This is a genomic window from Helicobacter cappadocius (assembly GCF_030688855.1).
GTDB lineage: Bacteria > Campylobacterota > Campylobacteria > Campylobacterales > Helicobacteraceae > Helicobacter_J > Helicobacter_J cappadocius.
The window spans coordinates 160,024-174,727 of record NZ_JAUYZK010000001.1 but is presented as its reverse complement, the minus strand read 5'-3'; the positions used below and the strand labels follow the sequence as shown (position 1 = coordinate 174,727).

Annotated in this window: 15 protein-coding genes; 8 read left to right on the top strand and 7 right to left on the bottom strand. The window is 34.5% G+C overall.

What is annotated here, in order from left to right; all coding sequences use genetic code 11:
- A complete protein-coding gene (locus Q5I06_RS00830; RefSeq protein WP_305516305.1) occupies window positions 1-702 on the bottom strand; it encodes a triose-phosphate isomerase in 702 nt (233 codons plus the stop codon).
- Between the two features lie 300 nt (window positions 703-1,002).
- Here Q5I06_RS00830 and Q5I06_RS00825 point away from each other — a divergent pair, with 300 nt between their 5' ends.
- The 5 genes from Q5I06_RS00825 (at window position 1,003) to Q5I06_RS00805 (ending at window position 6,408) form a co-directional block, all read left to right on the top strand.
- Window positions 1,003-1,188: a hypothetical protein gene (locus Q5I06_RS00825; protein WP_305516304.1), complete on the top strand. Its 186-nt coding sequence runs from the start codon at window positions 1,003-1,005 to the stop codon at window positions 1,186-1,188.
- 122 nt (window positions 1,189-1,310) lie between these two features.
- On the top strand, window positions 1,311-2,072 hold the full coding sequence (locus Q5I06_RS00820; RefSeq protein ID WP_305516303.1) for a fumarate reductase cytochrome b subunit: 762 nt from the start codon (window positions 1,311-1,313) through the stop codon (window positions 2,070-2,072).
- A 3-nt stretch (window positions 2,073-2,075) separates the two neighbouring features.
- Window positions 2,076-4,061 carry a fumarate reductase flavoprotein subunit gene (locus Q5I06_RS00815; RefSeq protein ID WP_305516302.1) on the top strand — a complete coding sequence of 662 codons (1,986 nt, stop codon included), beginning with the start codon at window positions 2,076-2,078 and terminating at the stop codon, window positions 4,059-4,061.
- A complete protein-coding gene (locus Q5I06_RS00810; protein ID WP_305516301.1) occupies window positions 4,058-4,804 on the top strand; it encodes a fumarate reductase iron-sulfur subunit in 747 nt (248 codons plus the stop codon). The genes Q5I06_RS00815 and Q5I06_RS00810 overlap by 4 nt, the downstream gene beginning before the upstream one ends.
- 56 nt (window positions 4,805-4,860) lie before the next feature.
- Window positions 4,861-6,408, top strand: a complete 1,548-nt coding sequence (locus Q5I06_RS00805) for a phospholipase D family protein (RefSeq protein WP_305516300.1) — start codon at window positions 4,861-4,863, stop codon at window positions 6,406-6,408.
- A 62-nt stretch (window positions 6,409-6,470) separates the two neighbouring features.
- Here the strand turns inward: Q5I06_RS00805 and gap are convergent, their stop codons facing one another.
- Entirely contained in the window at window positions 6,471-7,481 is a 1,011-nt protein-coding gene (gap, locus tag Q5I06_RS00800; protein WP_305516299.1) for a type I glyceraldehyde-3-phosphate dehydrogenase, read from the bottom strand.
- Between the two features lie 151 nt (window positions 7,482-7,632).
- On the opposite strand from gap, the gene Q5I06_RS00795 reads away from it, so the two are divergent.
- Together Q5I06_RS00795 and Q5I06_RS00790 are read left to right on the top strand one after the other, a co-directional pair.
- A complete protein-coding gene (locus tag Q5I06_RS00795; RefSeq protein WP_305516298.1) occupies window positions 7,633-8,328 on the top strand; it encodes a Bax inhibitor-1/YccA family protein in 696 nt (231 codons plus the stop codon).
- On the top strand, window positions 8,312-8,734 hold the full coding sequence (locus tag Q5I06_RS00790; RefSeq protein ID WP_305516297.1) for a thiamine-phosphate pyrophosphorylase: 423 nt from the start codon (window positions 8,312-8,314) through the stop codon (window positions 8,732-8,734). Before Q5I06_RS00795 ends, Q5I06_RS00790 begins: the two co-directional genes overlap by 17 nt.
- A gap of 22 nt (window positions 8,735-8,756) precedes the next feature.
- Here Q5I06_RS00790 and Q5I06_RS00785 read toward each other — a convergent pair whose 3' ends face one another.
- The 5 genes from Q5I06_RS00785 to alaS form a co-directional block, all read right to left on the bottom strand.
- Window positions 8,757-8,981, bottom strand: coding sequence for an HP1242/YdcH family protein (locus Q5I06_RS00785; RefSeq protein WP_305516296.1), 225 nt, complete (start codon window positions 8,979-8,981; stop codon window positions 8,757-8,759).
- A 105-nt stretch (window positions 8,982-9,086) separates the two neighbouring features.
- Entirely contained in the window at window positions 9,087-10,046 is a 960-nt protein-coding gene (locus Q5I06_RS00780; protein ID WP_305516295.1) for an NAD(P)-binding domain-containing protein, read from the bottom strand.
- Complete coding sequence (gene ccoS / locus Q5I06_RS00775; protein ID WP_305516294.1) at window positions 10,030-10,251, bottom strand: cbb3-type cytochrome oxidase assembly protein CcoS; 222 nt, start codon at window positions 10,249-10,251, stop codon at window positions 10,030-10,032. The genes Q5I06_RS00780 and ccoS overlap by 17 nt, the downstream gene beginning before the upstream one ends.
- On the bottom strand, window positions 10,248-10,799 hold the full coding sequence (gene maf / locus Q5I06_RS00770; RefSeq protein ID WP_305516293.1) for a septum formation inhibitor Maf: 552 nt from the start codon (window positions 10,797-10,799) through the stop codon (window positions 10,248-10,250). The genes ccoS and maf overlap by 4 nt, the downstream gene beginning before the upstream one ends.
- Entirely contained in the window at window positions 10,796-13,369 is a 2,574-nt protein-coding gene (alaS, locus tag Q5I06_RS00765) for an alanine--tRNA ligase (protein WP_305516292.1), read from the bottom strand. Before alaS ends, maf begins: the two co-directional genes overlap by 4 nt.
- Before the next feature lie 157 nt (window positions 13,370-13,526).
- Here alaS and Q5I06_RS00760 point away from each other — a divergent pair, with 157 nt between their 5' ends.
- On the top strand, window positions 13,527-14,693 hold the full coding sequence (locus Q5I06_RS00760) for a cyclopropane-fatty-acyl-phospholipid synthase family protein (RefSeq protein ID WP_305516291.1): 1,167 nt from the start codon (window positions 13,527-13,529) through the stop codon (window positions 14,691-14,693).
- Window positions 14,694-14,704: the final 11 nt, after the last annotated feature.

The window sequence follows — 14,704 nt, the reverse complement described above, 5'->3', positions numbered from 1 at the left end:
TTATTTATTTCTAGCTTCTTGGATTATTTTATAGAAACTATCGATATTAAGTGAGGCACTCCCAACAAGAACCCCATCAACTTCTTGTATATTTAAAATTTCAGCGATATTTTTTATATTCACACTCCCACCATATAAAACTGGAGCAGGAGAGATTTCTTTTATAAAACTGTGCGTTTGTTGTATCTGTTCAGCTGATGCACTCATTCCACTTCCGATAGCCCAAATAGGCTCATAGGCGATAATGAGTTTTGGATATTGGACAGGAATATTTTCAAATTGGGTTTTGATGAATTTTTTGACATTTTCAACCCCTTTTTCCCTAATGGATATGTCTTCGCCGACGCAATAAATGATTTCAAAATCTTCTTTGGCAAAGAAATCAAACTTTTCAGCACAGAATTTTTGAGATTCTCCTAAAATGTTTCTTCTTTCGCTATGACCAATAAGGATTGTTTTAATATCTAGTTCTTTGAGGGATTCTAGGCCTACTTCACCTGTGAAGGCACCATTTAAAATAGGATAGGCGTTTTGAGTCCCCACTTTTAGATGTTTAAAATTATTTTCACACAATGCTATGGGAGTTGGAAAAATATAGATTTTATCAGATGCTAAAAGTTTCTTTTCAAGAGACTCTAGATAGCTTTTTGTAGTTTTTTTTGTATGATTGGTTTTGAAATTTGCTGCAACAATTTTTGTCATAATGCCTCTTAGTATTTTTGGAATGTTTGATATTTTAGCAAGTATTTTTAGAATATTTGAGTTTTTGAACTCAAATCAGAAAATCTTATTTGAGTGAAATTATTTTGGTTTGAAAATCTGAAAGTTTTTGAAATTTTCTTTAGAGTTTGATTTTTCCAAATCAGGTACAAAAATTCTTACAAAAAGTATCATCCTTTTTGTAAGAATGAGTATTTCTTAATAGGTTTAAAATTTTAAGACATTTTTTAACAAAAATTGTCTTATAATTATATCTAACGCAATTAGAGTTTAGGAGATTGAATGCGAGTGAATATTTCATCTATAAAGACTCAAAGTGGTCATCTGACAGATGTGGCGAGTTCTCTTGCTGATATTAACAATAAGGAAGCATTTGTCATCAAAATCAATCTCAAAAACAATAATCATAGCGTCATTGCTTTTAGAACTCTTGCAAAATATTCCCTCTGTTATGCTAAAAAATCTTAGATTTTGTTATAGATAGAAATAGAGCGTAGTGGATGGATGTTAAGCAATTCAAACCGATAAATCTAATCAAATAAGGATTATTTATTTGAAGATTTAATTCACACAACAAAAAGGAGAGATAGATGCAACAAGATAAAATCATTGAGGGTTATTTGGGTATCACTACTGAACGCAAAAAAAGTAAGACCCCAGCTAGACTTGATTTTTGGCAGAGTGCGACTGGATTATTTTTGGCATTATTTATGATAGGGCATATGTTTTTGGTATCAAGCATCCTTATTAGCGATGAGGCGATGTATAAAGTCGCTAAATTTTTTGAGGGAAGCTTTATTTCCAAAGCAGGAAATCCAGCTATTGTAAGCGGAGTCGCTGTTTTTATTATTATTGTTTTAGTTGTTCATGCATTTTTAGCGATGAGAAAGTTTCCTATCAACTATAGACAATTTATGATTTTGAGAACTCATAAACATCTGATGAAGCATAGTGATACGAGTCTATGGGTTATTCAAGCAGGGACTGGATTTGCAATGTTCTTTTTAGCAAGCATTCACTTGTTTGTAATGCTTACACAGCCTGATACAATAGGGCCAAATGGCTCAGCATATAGATTCGTGAGTGAGCACTTTTGGTTACTTTATATCTTTTTGCTTTTTGCTGTTGAATTGCACGGTTCTATTGGACTTTATAGATTATGTATTAAGTGGGGCTGGTTTGAAAAATTAGGCATTGCTAATCTCAGAAGGGTTAAGTGGGCGATGAGCGTGTTTTTTATTGTTTTGGGGCTTTTTACCTACTACGCATATATAGCAAAAGGTCTTACCCAAACAGATCCAAACATAAATTACAAACATATTGACACACAAATATATGGCAAGGGAGAATAAGTTATGAAGGTAACATATTGCGATTCATTGATTATCGGTGGTGGTTTGGCAGGTCTTAGGGCTGCGGTTTCAGCCAAACAAAAAGGTTTGAATGTAATTGTTTTGAGTTTGGTTCCTGTGCGTAGAAGCCACTCAGCTGCTGCACAAGGGGGTATGCAAGCAAGTCTTGGAAATGGTAAGATGAGTGAAGGAGACAATGAAGATCTTCATTTTATGGATACCGTAAAAGGAAGCGATTGGGGATGTGATCAAAATGTAGCTAGAATGTTTGTTACTACAGCTCCTAAGGCAATTAGAGAACTAGCTGGATTTGGAGTTCCTTGGACAAGAATCAAGCAAGGAGATAGACCTGCAGTTATCAACGGTGAGCATGTCACCATCACAGAAGATGCTAGCAAGCATGGATATATCCAATCAAGAGATTTTGGTGGGACAAAAAAATGGAGAACCTGTTTTACAGCTGACGCGACTGGACATTCTATGTTGTATGCTGTGGCTAATGAGGCTTACAAAAATGGTGTGGATATTCGTGATAGGAAAGAAGCGGTCTCGATTATACACGAAAATGGCAAGTGCTATGGGGCTATTGTAAGGGATCTTATAACAGGCGAAATTTCTGCTTATATTTCAAAAGGTACTTTGTTGGCTACAGGTGGATATGGTCGTGTATATGCACACACTACAAATGCTGTGATATGTGATGGTGTGGGTGCTGCTATTGCTATGGAAACAGGAGTTGCTAAACTTGGCAATATGGAAGCAGTTCAATTTCACCCAACTTGTTTGGTGCCTAGTGGAATATTGATGACTGAAGGTTGTCGCGGGGATGGTGGTGTGCTTAGGGACAAAGATGGTTATCGATTTATGCCTGATTATGAACCTGAGAAAAAAGAACTTGCAAGTAGAGATGTTGTTTCTAGAAGAATTTTGGAGCATATCAAAAGTGGCAAAGGTGTGAAATCTCCTTATGGAGAGCATGTTTGGCTAGATATTTCAATACTAGGTCGAGCTCATATTGAACGAAATTTACGAGATGTTCAAGATATTGCCAAAACTTTTGCTGGGATTGATCCTGCTGATGAGGGAAGCAAAGGGTGGGTTCCTATTAAGCCTATGCAACACTATTCAATGGGTGGTGTAAGAACAAATTATCAGGGACACACTCATTTAAAAGGATTGTTTTGTGCAGGCGAGGCTTCTTGCTGGGATCTGCATGGATTCAATCGACTAGGTGGAAATTCTGTGAGTGAAGCAGTGGTCGCAGGTATGATTATTGGGGACTACTTTGCTGAATTTTGTGTCGATGCTGAGATTGATGTTCAATCCAAAACAATTGAGTTTTTCTTGGAAAAAGAGGAAAAATATTTGGCTTCTTTGCTTAGCAATGGTGGCAATGAAGATGTGTATGAAATTAAAAATAAAATGAAAACCATTATGGATGAAAAAGTTGGAGTTTTTCGAGATGGTCCTTTGTTGCAAGAAGCTGTCAAAGAACTTGAAGAGCTTTATAAACGTTCTAAAAATCTCAATGTAAAAAATAAAAAAATGCATAACAACCCTGAACTTGAAGATGCTTATAGGGTTCCAAGAATGCTCAAAATTGCTCTTTGTGTTGCAAAAGGTGCTTTGGAGAGAACAGAATCTAGAGGAGCACATACAAGGATAGATTACCCCAAAAGAGATGATGAAAAATGGCTTAAAAGAACACTTGCTTCTTGGCCTAATCCCGATCAAACTCTACCTACTTTAGAATATGAAGATTTAGATATTATGAAGATGGAACTCACCCCAGATTTTAGAGGTTATGGAGCTAAGGGAAATTTTATACCCCATCCTCTAAAGGAAAAAAGAGATGAAGAAATCAAAAAAATCACAGAAGAGATTCAAAACAAGGGAGGCGATAGATATCAACTTCAAGAAGCTTTGATGCCATTTGATTTATTGCCTAGATATAAAGCCAAAAATCAACGATTAGGAGATGAAAAATGAGTGCTCAAGAAAATAAAGGAAGAATTATTACAATCAGGGTTTTAAAATTTGATCCTCAAAGTGCGGTATCTAAGCCTCATTTTAGGGAATATCAGCTAGAAGAAGCCCATTCAATGACAATTTTTATTGCTTTGAATATGATAAGAGAGCATCAAGATCCTGACTTGAGTTTTGATTTTGTTTGTCGAGCAGGAATTTGTGGAAGTTGTGCGATGATGATTAACGGTCGCCCTAGACTTGCTTGTAAAACTCTTACTAAAGATTTTCCTGATGGCGTGATTACATTGATGCCATTGCCTGCATTCAAGCTCATCAAGGATTTGAGTGTCAATACTGGAGAGTGGTTTGCGGGTATGGCTAAACGTGTTGAGAGCTGGATACATACAAACGAAACTTTTGATATTTCTAAACCTGAAGAAAGAATTGAGCCTGATGTTGCCCAAGAAGTATTTGAGCTTGAAAGATGCATTGAGTGTGGTTGTTGTATAGCGAGTTGTGCTACCAAACTAATGCGTGAAGATTTTATTGGTGCAGCAGGAATGAATCGTGTGGTTAGATTTATGATTGATCCGCATGATAAACGTACAGATGATGATTTTTATGAACTTGTAGGAAATGATGATGGAGTATTTGGATGCATGAGTTTAATTGCTTGTCATGATACTTGTCCAAAAGAACTTCCATTACAGACAAAGATCGCGTATTTGAGAAGAAAAATGCTTTCTGTAGGATATAAGAAATAGATGCAGAGGATTGGAATTAAAAACAATTAGGTCTTTAAGCGTTGATTAGGGTGAGTATGCTCAGTGGAACAAATGTGTTAGTTGTCGTATGTGTGGCATTGTTTGTTCTAGTGGGCTGCTCTTCTATCATTGCTTCTACAAAAAGCATTTCTAAAGAAAATACTCTTTTTAATGATACTACTAGAAAATTCGATCCGCTTCATACGGATATAGCTAAGGTTTATTTGAAGGAACTTCAGAGTTTTCCCAATCAGAGCGGTGCAATGATTATAAAAGATGGTTCTTATGCACTCCTTCATCGTGCTTCTTTGGCTAGAATGGCCCAAAAAAGTATTGATATTCAAACTTATATTTATAAGAATGATATTGCTTCAAGGGTTTTAATGCATGAGATTTGGGAAGCTGCAAATCGTGGAGTTAAGATCCGAATTTTGATTGATGATAATGGTCTTGATTCTGATTTTTCTGATGTCATAGCTTTGGATAATCATCCTAATATTAGTGTGAAAATTTTCAATCCCTACAGGAATAGAATCCATTTTCTTAGATTTCCAGAGATGGTTTATGATTTTTCAAGAATCAATAAGAGAATGCATAATAAGCTTTTTATTGTTGATAATATCGCTCTTATTATTGGTGGCAGAAATATTGCAGATAATTATTTTGACAACAACTTGAATGTTAATTTTTCTGATACAGATATTTTTTTCTTAGGTGAGGTTGCACAGGAGGCTCATAGAAGTTTTGGAGAGTATTGGAATTTTCATCGCTCCATTCCGGTTGGATTTTTGCCTTCTAAATCGAAGATGAAAAAATATATGAAAAACTATTCCAAATATATCAAAAAAATCGAAGGATCTCCAGAGGATTGGAAAATATATAATTTGGCTATTGATAATTTTATTTTTAGATACAAAAATAGAAAAAATGAAATTTATTGGGGCAATGCACAACTCATAGCTGATTCTCCTGAAAAAGTAGAAAAAAAAGTACCTAGCCCAATAACCCTTGCACTTAAAGAAATTTGGAATTCCTCAACAGATTCTATCTATATTTCTTCAGCGTATTTTGTGCCGGGAAAAAAAGGGCTAAGGTATTTTAAAGACGCCATAAATAAGGGTACTGAAATCAGTATATTGACCAATTCGCTCTCTTCTACAGATGCTTTGGTGGTTTATAGTGCTTGGGAGAGGTATCGCGATAAACTTGTAAAAATGGGTGCAAATGTCTATGAATACAAACGCAGTGAAGGTAAAATTAAAATTCGCGGAAAAAGGAGTTCAGGAGCTTCCTTGCATAGCAAGACCATTGTTTTTGATGATAAAATCACTTGGGTAGGGAGCTTTAATCTTGATCAACGTTCTGAAAATATCAACACAGAAGTGGTAGCGGTATTTGACAATGAAGATTTTGCAAAAGAAACAAAAAAACTGATGCAAATTGAAATGAAAAAAGCATGGCATTTAGTGCTTAGGAAAAATAAAGTCATATGGGAGGGGATAGAAGGTGATGAAACTGTGGATAAAAAACATTCTCCAGACACGAGTTGGTTTGTTAGAATGATTAATTTTTTCGCAAAAATATTTCCGGAAGGTCAAATTTGATTAACGAAATATTTTTAGCATATGGTGAATTTTATAGTTATTACAAATATTTATATCTGAGACTAATTTATACCTGATTGTTTGGAAACAAACACGCATAAATCAACTATTCGATTGGAATAACCCCATTCATTATCATACCACGCCATAATTTTTACCATTTTTCCAATGCTAAAGGTTAGATCTTTTGCCACAATGGAGCTTCTAGGATCGTTTAAAAAATCTGTACTCACGCCATATTTCTCATCAATACCCAATATTCCAGCGTATCTGTTTTTTGAAGCATTTATTAGCGTATCATTGATAATATCTGCACAGATAGGCTCTTTTAATTCAAGATTAAGATCCACCATAGACACATCTATAACAGGAACTCGAATGCTATGTCCATGAAGCTTTCCCTTAAGATCTGGGAGGATTTTATAAATAGACTTGGCTGCTCCTGTACTTGTAGGAATGATATTAACTGCTGCTGCCCTAGATCTCCTTTTGTCGCTTTTGTGAGCACTGTCGAGTAGATTTTGATCGTTTGTATAGCTGTGAATAGTGCTTAGCGTACCTGCTTGTATGCCAAAATTTTCGTGAATGATTTGACAAATTGGAGCTAGACAATTTGTGGTACAAGAGGCGTTAGAAATGATATTTTGTCCATTGTAAAGATGGTGATTTACTCCCATTACAAAAGTCGGTGTTTCATCATTTGTAGGAGCTGAAAATACGACTTTTTTGATACCTTTTTTGATGTGATGCTTTACTTCTTCTTGTGTTAGAAATTTTCCTGATGATTCAATGACTACATCTGCATCGCAGATGGTAAAATCCAAATCATTAGGATTGCTATAGGAAAAAGTTTTGACAGGTTTTGAGTCTATGAAAAGTTGGTTATTTTCATATGATACTGATTTTGGAAAATGTCCGTGAGTGCTGTCGTTTTCAAGCAAATAAGAAAGGATTTCCCATTCACTAGCATCGTTTATACCTACAAGTTCTACATCATCTCTGTTAGTAATGACTCTGGCAATGCTTCTACCCAATCTGCCAAAGCCATTGATAGCAATTTTTAGTTTGGACATAAGTTCAGTTCCCTTCAAATGCCTATAAAATATTTCTATTATTTTATCTTATAGTTTCATAAAAAGCGATTTATTTCAATTTACAATTTCTTGACACAAAAAGAGTAGTATTTGAGCGTCATTTTCGTAAAACCAAAAAAAGGGGTTAGATATGGGACTATATGATAGAAATTATATGAATAGCAGAACTCAAGAGTATGCCAATGTAATGAGCGATACAGCATTGGTGGGTTTTGTAAAAACAACTTATAAATTTTTTGCCGCTAGTTTGCTTTTTGCAACGATTGGAGCTTTGGTAGGGTTTAGTTATTTCGAAGCTGTGATTGCTTATAAGTGGGCAATTTTTATTGCTGAGTTTGCAGCTTTGTTTGGCTTGATGTTTTCTAAGAGTAAGCCTGGATTGAATGTGATGATGCTCTTTATTTTCACATTTTTGTCAGGGGTTACTTTAGTTCCACTTTTGGGATATGTGATTGCTAGAGCTGGGGCTGGAGCTATTTGGCAGGCTTTAGGAATGACCACCATTATTTTTGGTGTGATGAGTATTTTTGCACTTAAAACTAAATCTGATTTGGCGAATATGGGAAAAATGCTTTTTATAGCTTTGATTGTTGTTGTGGTCTGTTCGCTGGTAAATATTTTCTTAGGTTCACCTATTTTTCAAGCAGTCATCGCAGGTGCTTGTGCTGTGTTGTTTAGTGTTTATGTGGCTTATGACACTCAAAATATGGTCAGAGGGAGATATGATAGTCCAGTAGATGCTGCTGTTAGTTTGTATTTGGATTTTTTAAATATCTTTATTTCTATTTTGCAACTTATTGGATTATTTGGTGGAAGAGACGACTAAGGGAGTTTATAGAATCCTTGATGCGAACCTTAACCGTCTAAAAGAGGGAATAAGAGTTGTTGAAGATACTGCTAGGTATCTTCACAACGATGAAGATATTGCCTTAAGTTTAAAGAATCTACGACATAAAGCCAAACTAAAAAACTTCAATTCTTTACTTCGTCATCGCGATAGCATACAAGATGTCTTAAAAAAAACCATTTCTTCGGAAATTAACCGTGATGAATTATCTAAAATAGTACTAGCAAATTTCAAACGAGCACAGGAAAGTTCAAGAGTGCTAGAAGAATATCTTAAGCATAGAGAATTGTTTGAATTTGGAGAAAGTGAAGTTTTTAAATGCATTAGGTATGAACTTTACGAACTTGAGAAGAAATTTATCTTGAAGTATTTTGAGGGCAAATAGTTCTAACCCTCAAAAATTATTTTTAATGGCTATTTTTTCGATATTCCATGATCATTGCATAAACTTCATCTTTGAGTTTGAGTTTTTGCTTTTTTAGTTTGTCTAATTCAATATCAGATAAGGGATTGAGACCATTTTCAGCATTCGTTACTTTTTTATCTAATTCGTTATGCTCTTCAAATATTTTTTCAAAATGAGCATTTTTTGCCTTTAAGGCGGAGATTTCATCTCGGTATTCGTGAAACATCTTGACCTCCTATAAAATTATATACGAGATTATTTTAGGATATTTTTCTGAATAAAATACTTATAAATTTATTAACAATCTTTTTAAGCAGAATATTCCAATGAATTAGGACATTCTGCTTTTGATTTCTTTGATTATTTGATGCCCATGATTGAGTGCAGTAGCAATAGATCCTCCAGATTTAAATAAAATATCTCCAGCTACAAACAGATTTTTGATTGAACTCTCTAGTTTGTCATTACAGATAGGAATATTGTTTTCATCTAGTGTAATGCCACATTTTTTTAAAAAATCTACAGGAGCAACTCCTCCGATAGCATAGACCACCTTATCAAAAGTCTCGCAGCTACCATCATTGAAATTAGCTTTGATTTTTCCATTTTCATCTTCAAGACTTTCAATATCGATTCCAAATTTTGATTTGAGTTTTCCTTCTTGGAGAACTTCTTTTAAGTTTTGGGCATTAGAATCATTAATACGTGTAAATTCTGTGCGTCGATAATTGAGGGTTGTATCTGTGATGGTTGCAAGATAACAAGCGTATTCAACAGCGGAGTTTCCTCCTCCCACTACTAGAATTTTCTCACCTTCTTTGCAATCATTAATGTTATAGGAAACTTTTTTTAGTAATGTGATTGGTATTTTGTATGCAGGTTTGTTGGGTTGTCCCATTTTTCCTATAGAGATTACGATATATTTAGCATTATAAGCTTTATTGTCTGTAGTAGTCAGTAAAAATCCATCGGGATTTTGTTTGATGGATTCGATTTCTGTTTTAAAGTGAGTTTCAATATTGTGATTCTTGAGTATTTCACTAAATAGTTCTAGGGTACTCTCTTTGGTTCCATCATCAAAAAATATATTTCCATTCAGCTCTACTTTTTGTCCTTTATAATCTTTATCTACGCGTTTGTTATCTTTGTAGAATTTGCGAATGGTCATAGAGTGTTCCTCGCCTTTTTCAAACATAATCGTATCTTTAATCCCAATAACGACGCTTTCAATGGCTGAAGCGATTCCGCCTGGTCCTGCACCAATGATAGCTACATCATAAATTTTGTTCATTTTTGCTCCTTTTAATGTTTTTTTGTTTTTGTTCTTTTTTTGCTGCTTCGTTTAAATCATCAACACCATCAAACAAAACACCTTCCATCATTTTTTTTTCATCATCAAATTGCCCTGTTTTTAGACCCCATAAAAATGCCAAAAGACCCAAAAAACCTATTATAATTGAGGTAACAAGCATTACAATTAAAATACTTGTGTTCATATAAGTCCTAAAAATGGTAATATTTTTTCCACACTTAAACCCAAAGCTGTGCTTTCTAGCCCTTTTTGACTAATAATATAGTCTTTATGAAATCCTTCTATCATAACACACCCAGCTTTTCCTTCCCATTTTTTAGAATCTAGATACCTTTGAAGAGCTTTGATATTAAAAGTAGCTAGTTTGTATTGAGTGGATGAAATATCAATAAATTCTAATTTTTCAGATTTATACATCATACAGGTTAATACTTCAATATTTTTGCCATTTTGTAGGCTTAAGATAGCTTTAGCATCATCAATATTCACAGCTTTTCTTTGTAAAATCCCTTCTGTATTAATAACTGTATCAGCACATAGCAAGGGAGTTTTAATCCCCAATGTTTCAATAGCTGTTTTAAATTTTCCAAGTGTTGCTTGATAAGCAAATTCTTTAGGGTTTTTGGTGTAAATGGTATTTTCATCAAAATCAACCGGTTTTTGTATAAAATCAACCCCAAATTTTTCTAACAATCTTGCCCTCACAAGAGAAGAAGAAGCTAAAACAATCAATCTCTTTCCTCGATCTTTTCTCTTGCAAAATCTTGAGCGAATTTGAGTGCTTCTTTTATCTTGTCAATATCTTTGCCTGCTGCAGTGGCAAAATCATCTCTTCCGCCACCTTGTCCTTGCATAATATTAGCAACCCCTTTTATCCATTCACCAGCTTTTAAAGGAGCATTTTTAACTCCACAAGCTAGGGAGATTTTCCCGTACTCTTCTTGAAGTAAGAGGATAGCTATTTTGTCATTATTGTTTTTTGCAATATCGATTATTTCTTTGATGTTTCCTGATTGGATTTTTTCAATAATAATATTTACACCCTTTATTTGCTCAATAGGTTTTAAATCTACAACAGAGCTTGATTTAGAAATTTTTTCTTTGAGTTCTTTTATCTGCTCTTTGAGTTTTAATATTCCTGCATCAATATCTTGATTTTTTAATACTCCTCTTGCATTTTCAAGTGTTTTCAGTGCGTTTTTTCCCCATTCATACCCAGCTCTCCCGCACACAGCTTCAATCCTTCTAACTCCGCTACTCACCCCAGATTCTTTAGTGATATAAAAACTTCCTATGTTGGCAGTGTTTTTTATATGGATTCCTCCGCAGAATTCGCAAGAATCTTCATCAAAACTGATAACTCTGACAATATCACCATATTTTTCGCCAAAAAGTGCCATTGCCCCTTTTGATTTTGCTTCTTGTATGGGTAGAAGTTCAGTTTTTGTTTCAATACCTTTAAGTATGAGACGATTTACCTCTTCTTGAATGATTTCAAGTTCTTCAGTACTAAGTGCTTTGGGGTGAGAAAAATCAAATCTCAATCGAGTTGCTTCTACTAGACTTCCAGCTTGAGAAACATGTGATCCTAATATTTTCCTCAAACTTGCGTGCAAAAGATGCGTTGCACTGTGGTGTTTGCTTATTTCATCTCGAAGAGAACTTACAACAATATCTAGTATTTCATTGACTTTTATCGTGTCTAGCGCATGTATTTGAGAAATATTTAAGCCAAAGTATTTTTTAGTATCTAAAACATCAGCTATTTTTTTCTCCCCTCTATAGAGCTCCCCTCTATCGCCTATTGCTCCTCCAGATTCAGGATATAATGGAGTAGTTTCAAAGAGGATGTAGCCGCTATTGTTAAGCTCTTTTACTTCTTTGTAGTTTTCATCAAGCAATGCTAAAACTTTACTGCTAAAATTAGAGTACTCATAACCGTTAAATTGGTTTGAACCAAATCTATTTAACAATTCTATAAAATCTCCATTTTTGATTTCATCCCCGCTACCCTTCCAAGAAGCTTTAGCACGTTTTTTTTGTTCTTGCATACAAGATTCGAATTTTTCCATGTCAATCGCTATTTTTTTATCCCTAAGCATATCTTGTGTGAGATCAAGCGGAAAACCATAAGTATCATAAAGCTTGAAGGCTACTTCACCGCTAAATGGAGTATTTTTTGGAAGGGATTCAAGTTCTTTTTTGAACATTTCCATTCCTGATTCAATGGTTTCAAAAAATCTTGTTTCTTCGTTCTTGCACTGTTGTGAGATAGCTTGTTTTTTTTGTGTGAGATAGTGATAATGCCCCCCCATCTGATCGCATACTTTTTCTACGATATGGTATAAAAAGGGTTGATTCAAACCAAGCAAATATCCGTGACGAACAGCTCTTCTTAGAATCCTGCGCAAGACATAACCTCTGCCTTCTTTGTCAAAATTCACTCCTTGTGCAAGTAAAAAAGCTACTGCTCTAGCGTGATCGGCAATCACACGAAAACTTGCGCCACTTTCATAGCTGTATGCTTGGTTTGTAATTTTGCAAACCTCTTGAATCAATGGCATAAATATAGAAGAATCAAAATTGCTTCTTTTGCCTTCTAAAAGTGCTTGAACCCTTTCTAGTCCCATTCCTGTATCAATACTAGGTTTGGGAAGTGGGTGGAGTTTTCCATCAGCACTTCTTTCATATTGCATAAACACAAGATTCCAAATCTCCAAAAATCTATCCCCATCACCTCCAAAATAATCCTCTTGTGAGTGAAAAAATTCTTCTCCTTGATCCACAAAAATTTCACTACAAGGACCGCAAGGACCCGTATCTCCCATCTGCCAAAAGTTGTCTTTATCCCCCATCTTCTTGATTCTGTCAATATCAATGTGTTCACTCCATAAATTGAAGGCCTCATCATCATCTTGATGCACAGTGACATACAAAACATCTTTAGAAAATCCGAGTTCTTTAGTTACAAATTCCCAAGCATAAGCAATTGCATCTTTTTTAAAATAATCTCCAAAAGAAAAATTTCCTAACATTTCAAAAAGTGTATGATGTCTAGCTGTATAGCCCACATTTTCTAAATCATTATGCTTTCCTCCAGCACGTATGCATAGTTGTGCGGATGTTGCCCTTTGGGTTGTCGGTGTAGGGATTTTACCGGTGAATATGTCTTTGAATTGAACCATTCCTGCGTTGGTAAAAAGCAAACTAGCGTCATCAGGCACTAAAGGCATACTTTCATAGATTTGATGACCTTTTGATTTGAAAAAATTTAAAAATTTATCTCGAATATCTGTATTCATTTTTTCCTCAGTTTTTTGGCTTGAGATATAAAATTGAAATTTTATCAAAAATCGCCTTTAATTAACGAGTAATAAATCGGTGTTTTGGTTTGAGTTTAAAGTACTTTAAACTCAAAGTGTTATAATAGTCCAAATTTGTTATGCAAGGTGCTTTGAAATGTTTTCAAAAATGATATTAAAAATGGCGTTCAAGAAATGGAATATGGGTGATTATGCTGTTGTTTTTTGGGATGGAGATAAAATTACAAATGGCTCTAATCCACCCAAATTCACAATCAAAATAAATAGACCACTGAAATTTAGTGATATTAAAAAAGATATGTCCTTAACTGTTGCAGAGGCATATATGGATGGAGTCATTGATATAGAAGGTTCAATGGATGAGATCGCAAGGGTTTTATATTTACATGGCAATTATGATAATTTACATAAACACGATAATGCAAAACCTATGCAAAGCAGTGCTAAAGAAAAATCAAATATTTCAAGCCATTATGATCTTGGAAATGATTTTTATTCAATTTGGCTTGATGAAACTTGGAGTTATTCTTGTGCTTATTTTAAGACTCCTGAAGATTCGCTTCATCAAGCCCAACTTCAAAAGCTTGATCATACTCTCAAAAAACTTGACCTAAAAAAAGGTGAAAAACTTTTAGATATAGGATGTGGATGGGGATGGCTTTCTATTAGGGCGGCACAGACTTATGGGGTAGATGTATTGGGTATAACTATCAGTGAGGAACAATACAAGGCAGCTACTCAAAGGGTTAAAGATGCAGGATTAGAAGACAAGATAACTATTAAGCTTTTGAATTATCAAGATTTAGATGGCAGTTTGTATCAATTTGATAAAGTTGTAAGTGTGGGTATGTTTGAACACGTGGGCAAGGCTAATATTCCACTTTATTTTAAGAAAGTAAAAGAAGTCTTAAAACCCGGCGGGATGTTTTTGCTACACTCAATTATGTGTTGTTTTGAAGGAGATACCAATGCTTGGATTGATAAATATATTTTTCCAGGCGGTTATTTGCCATCTTTAAGAGAGGTTATTTCTATTATGAGCGAGTCAGATTTCCATCTTTTAATGGCAGAGAGCTTGAGAATACATTACGCAAAAACATTAGATATTTGGTATAAAAATTTCAATGAAAACTTGGATAAAATATCCCAGAAATACGATGAGAGATTTATTCGTATGTGGGGATTATATTTAAATAGTTGTGCTTCGGCATTTCGCGTAGGTAGTGTGGATTTATTTCAACTATTGCTAACAAACAATGTGAATAACGATTTGCCTTTAACAAAAGAATATATTTATCAATAAATTCCTAAATG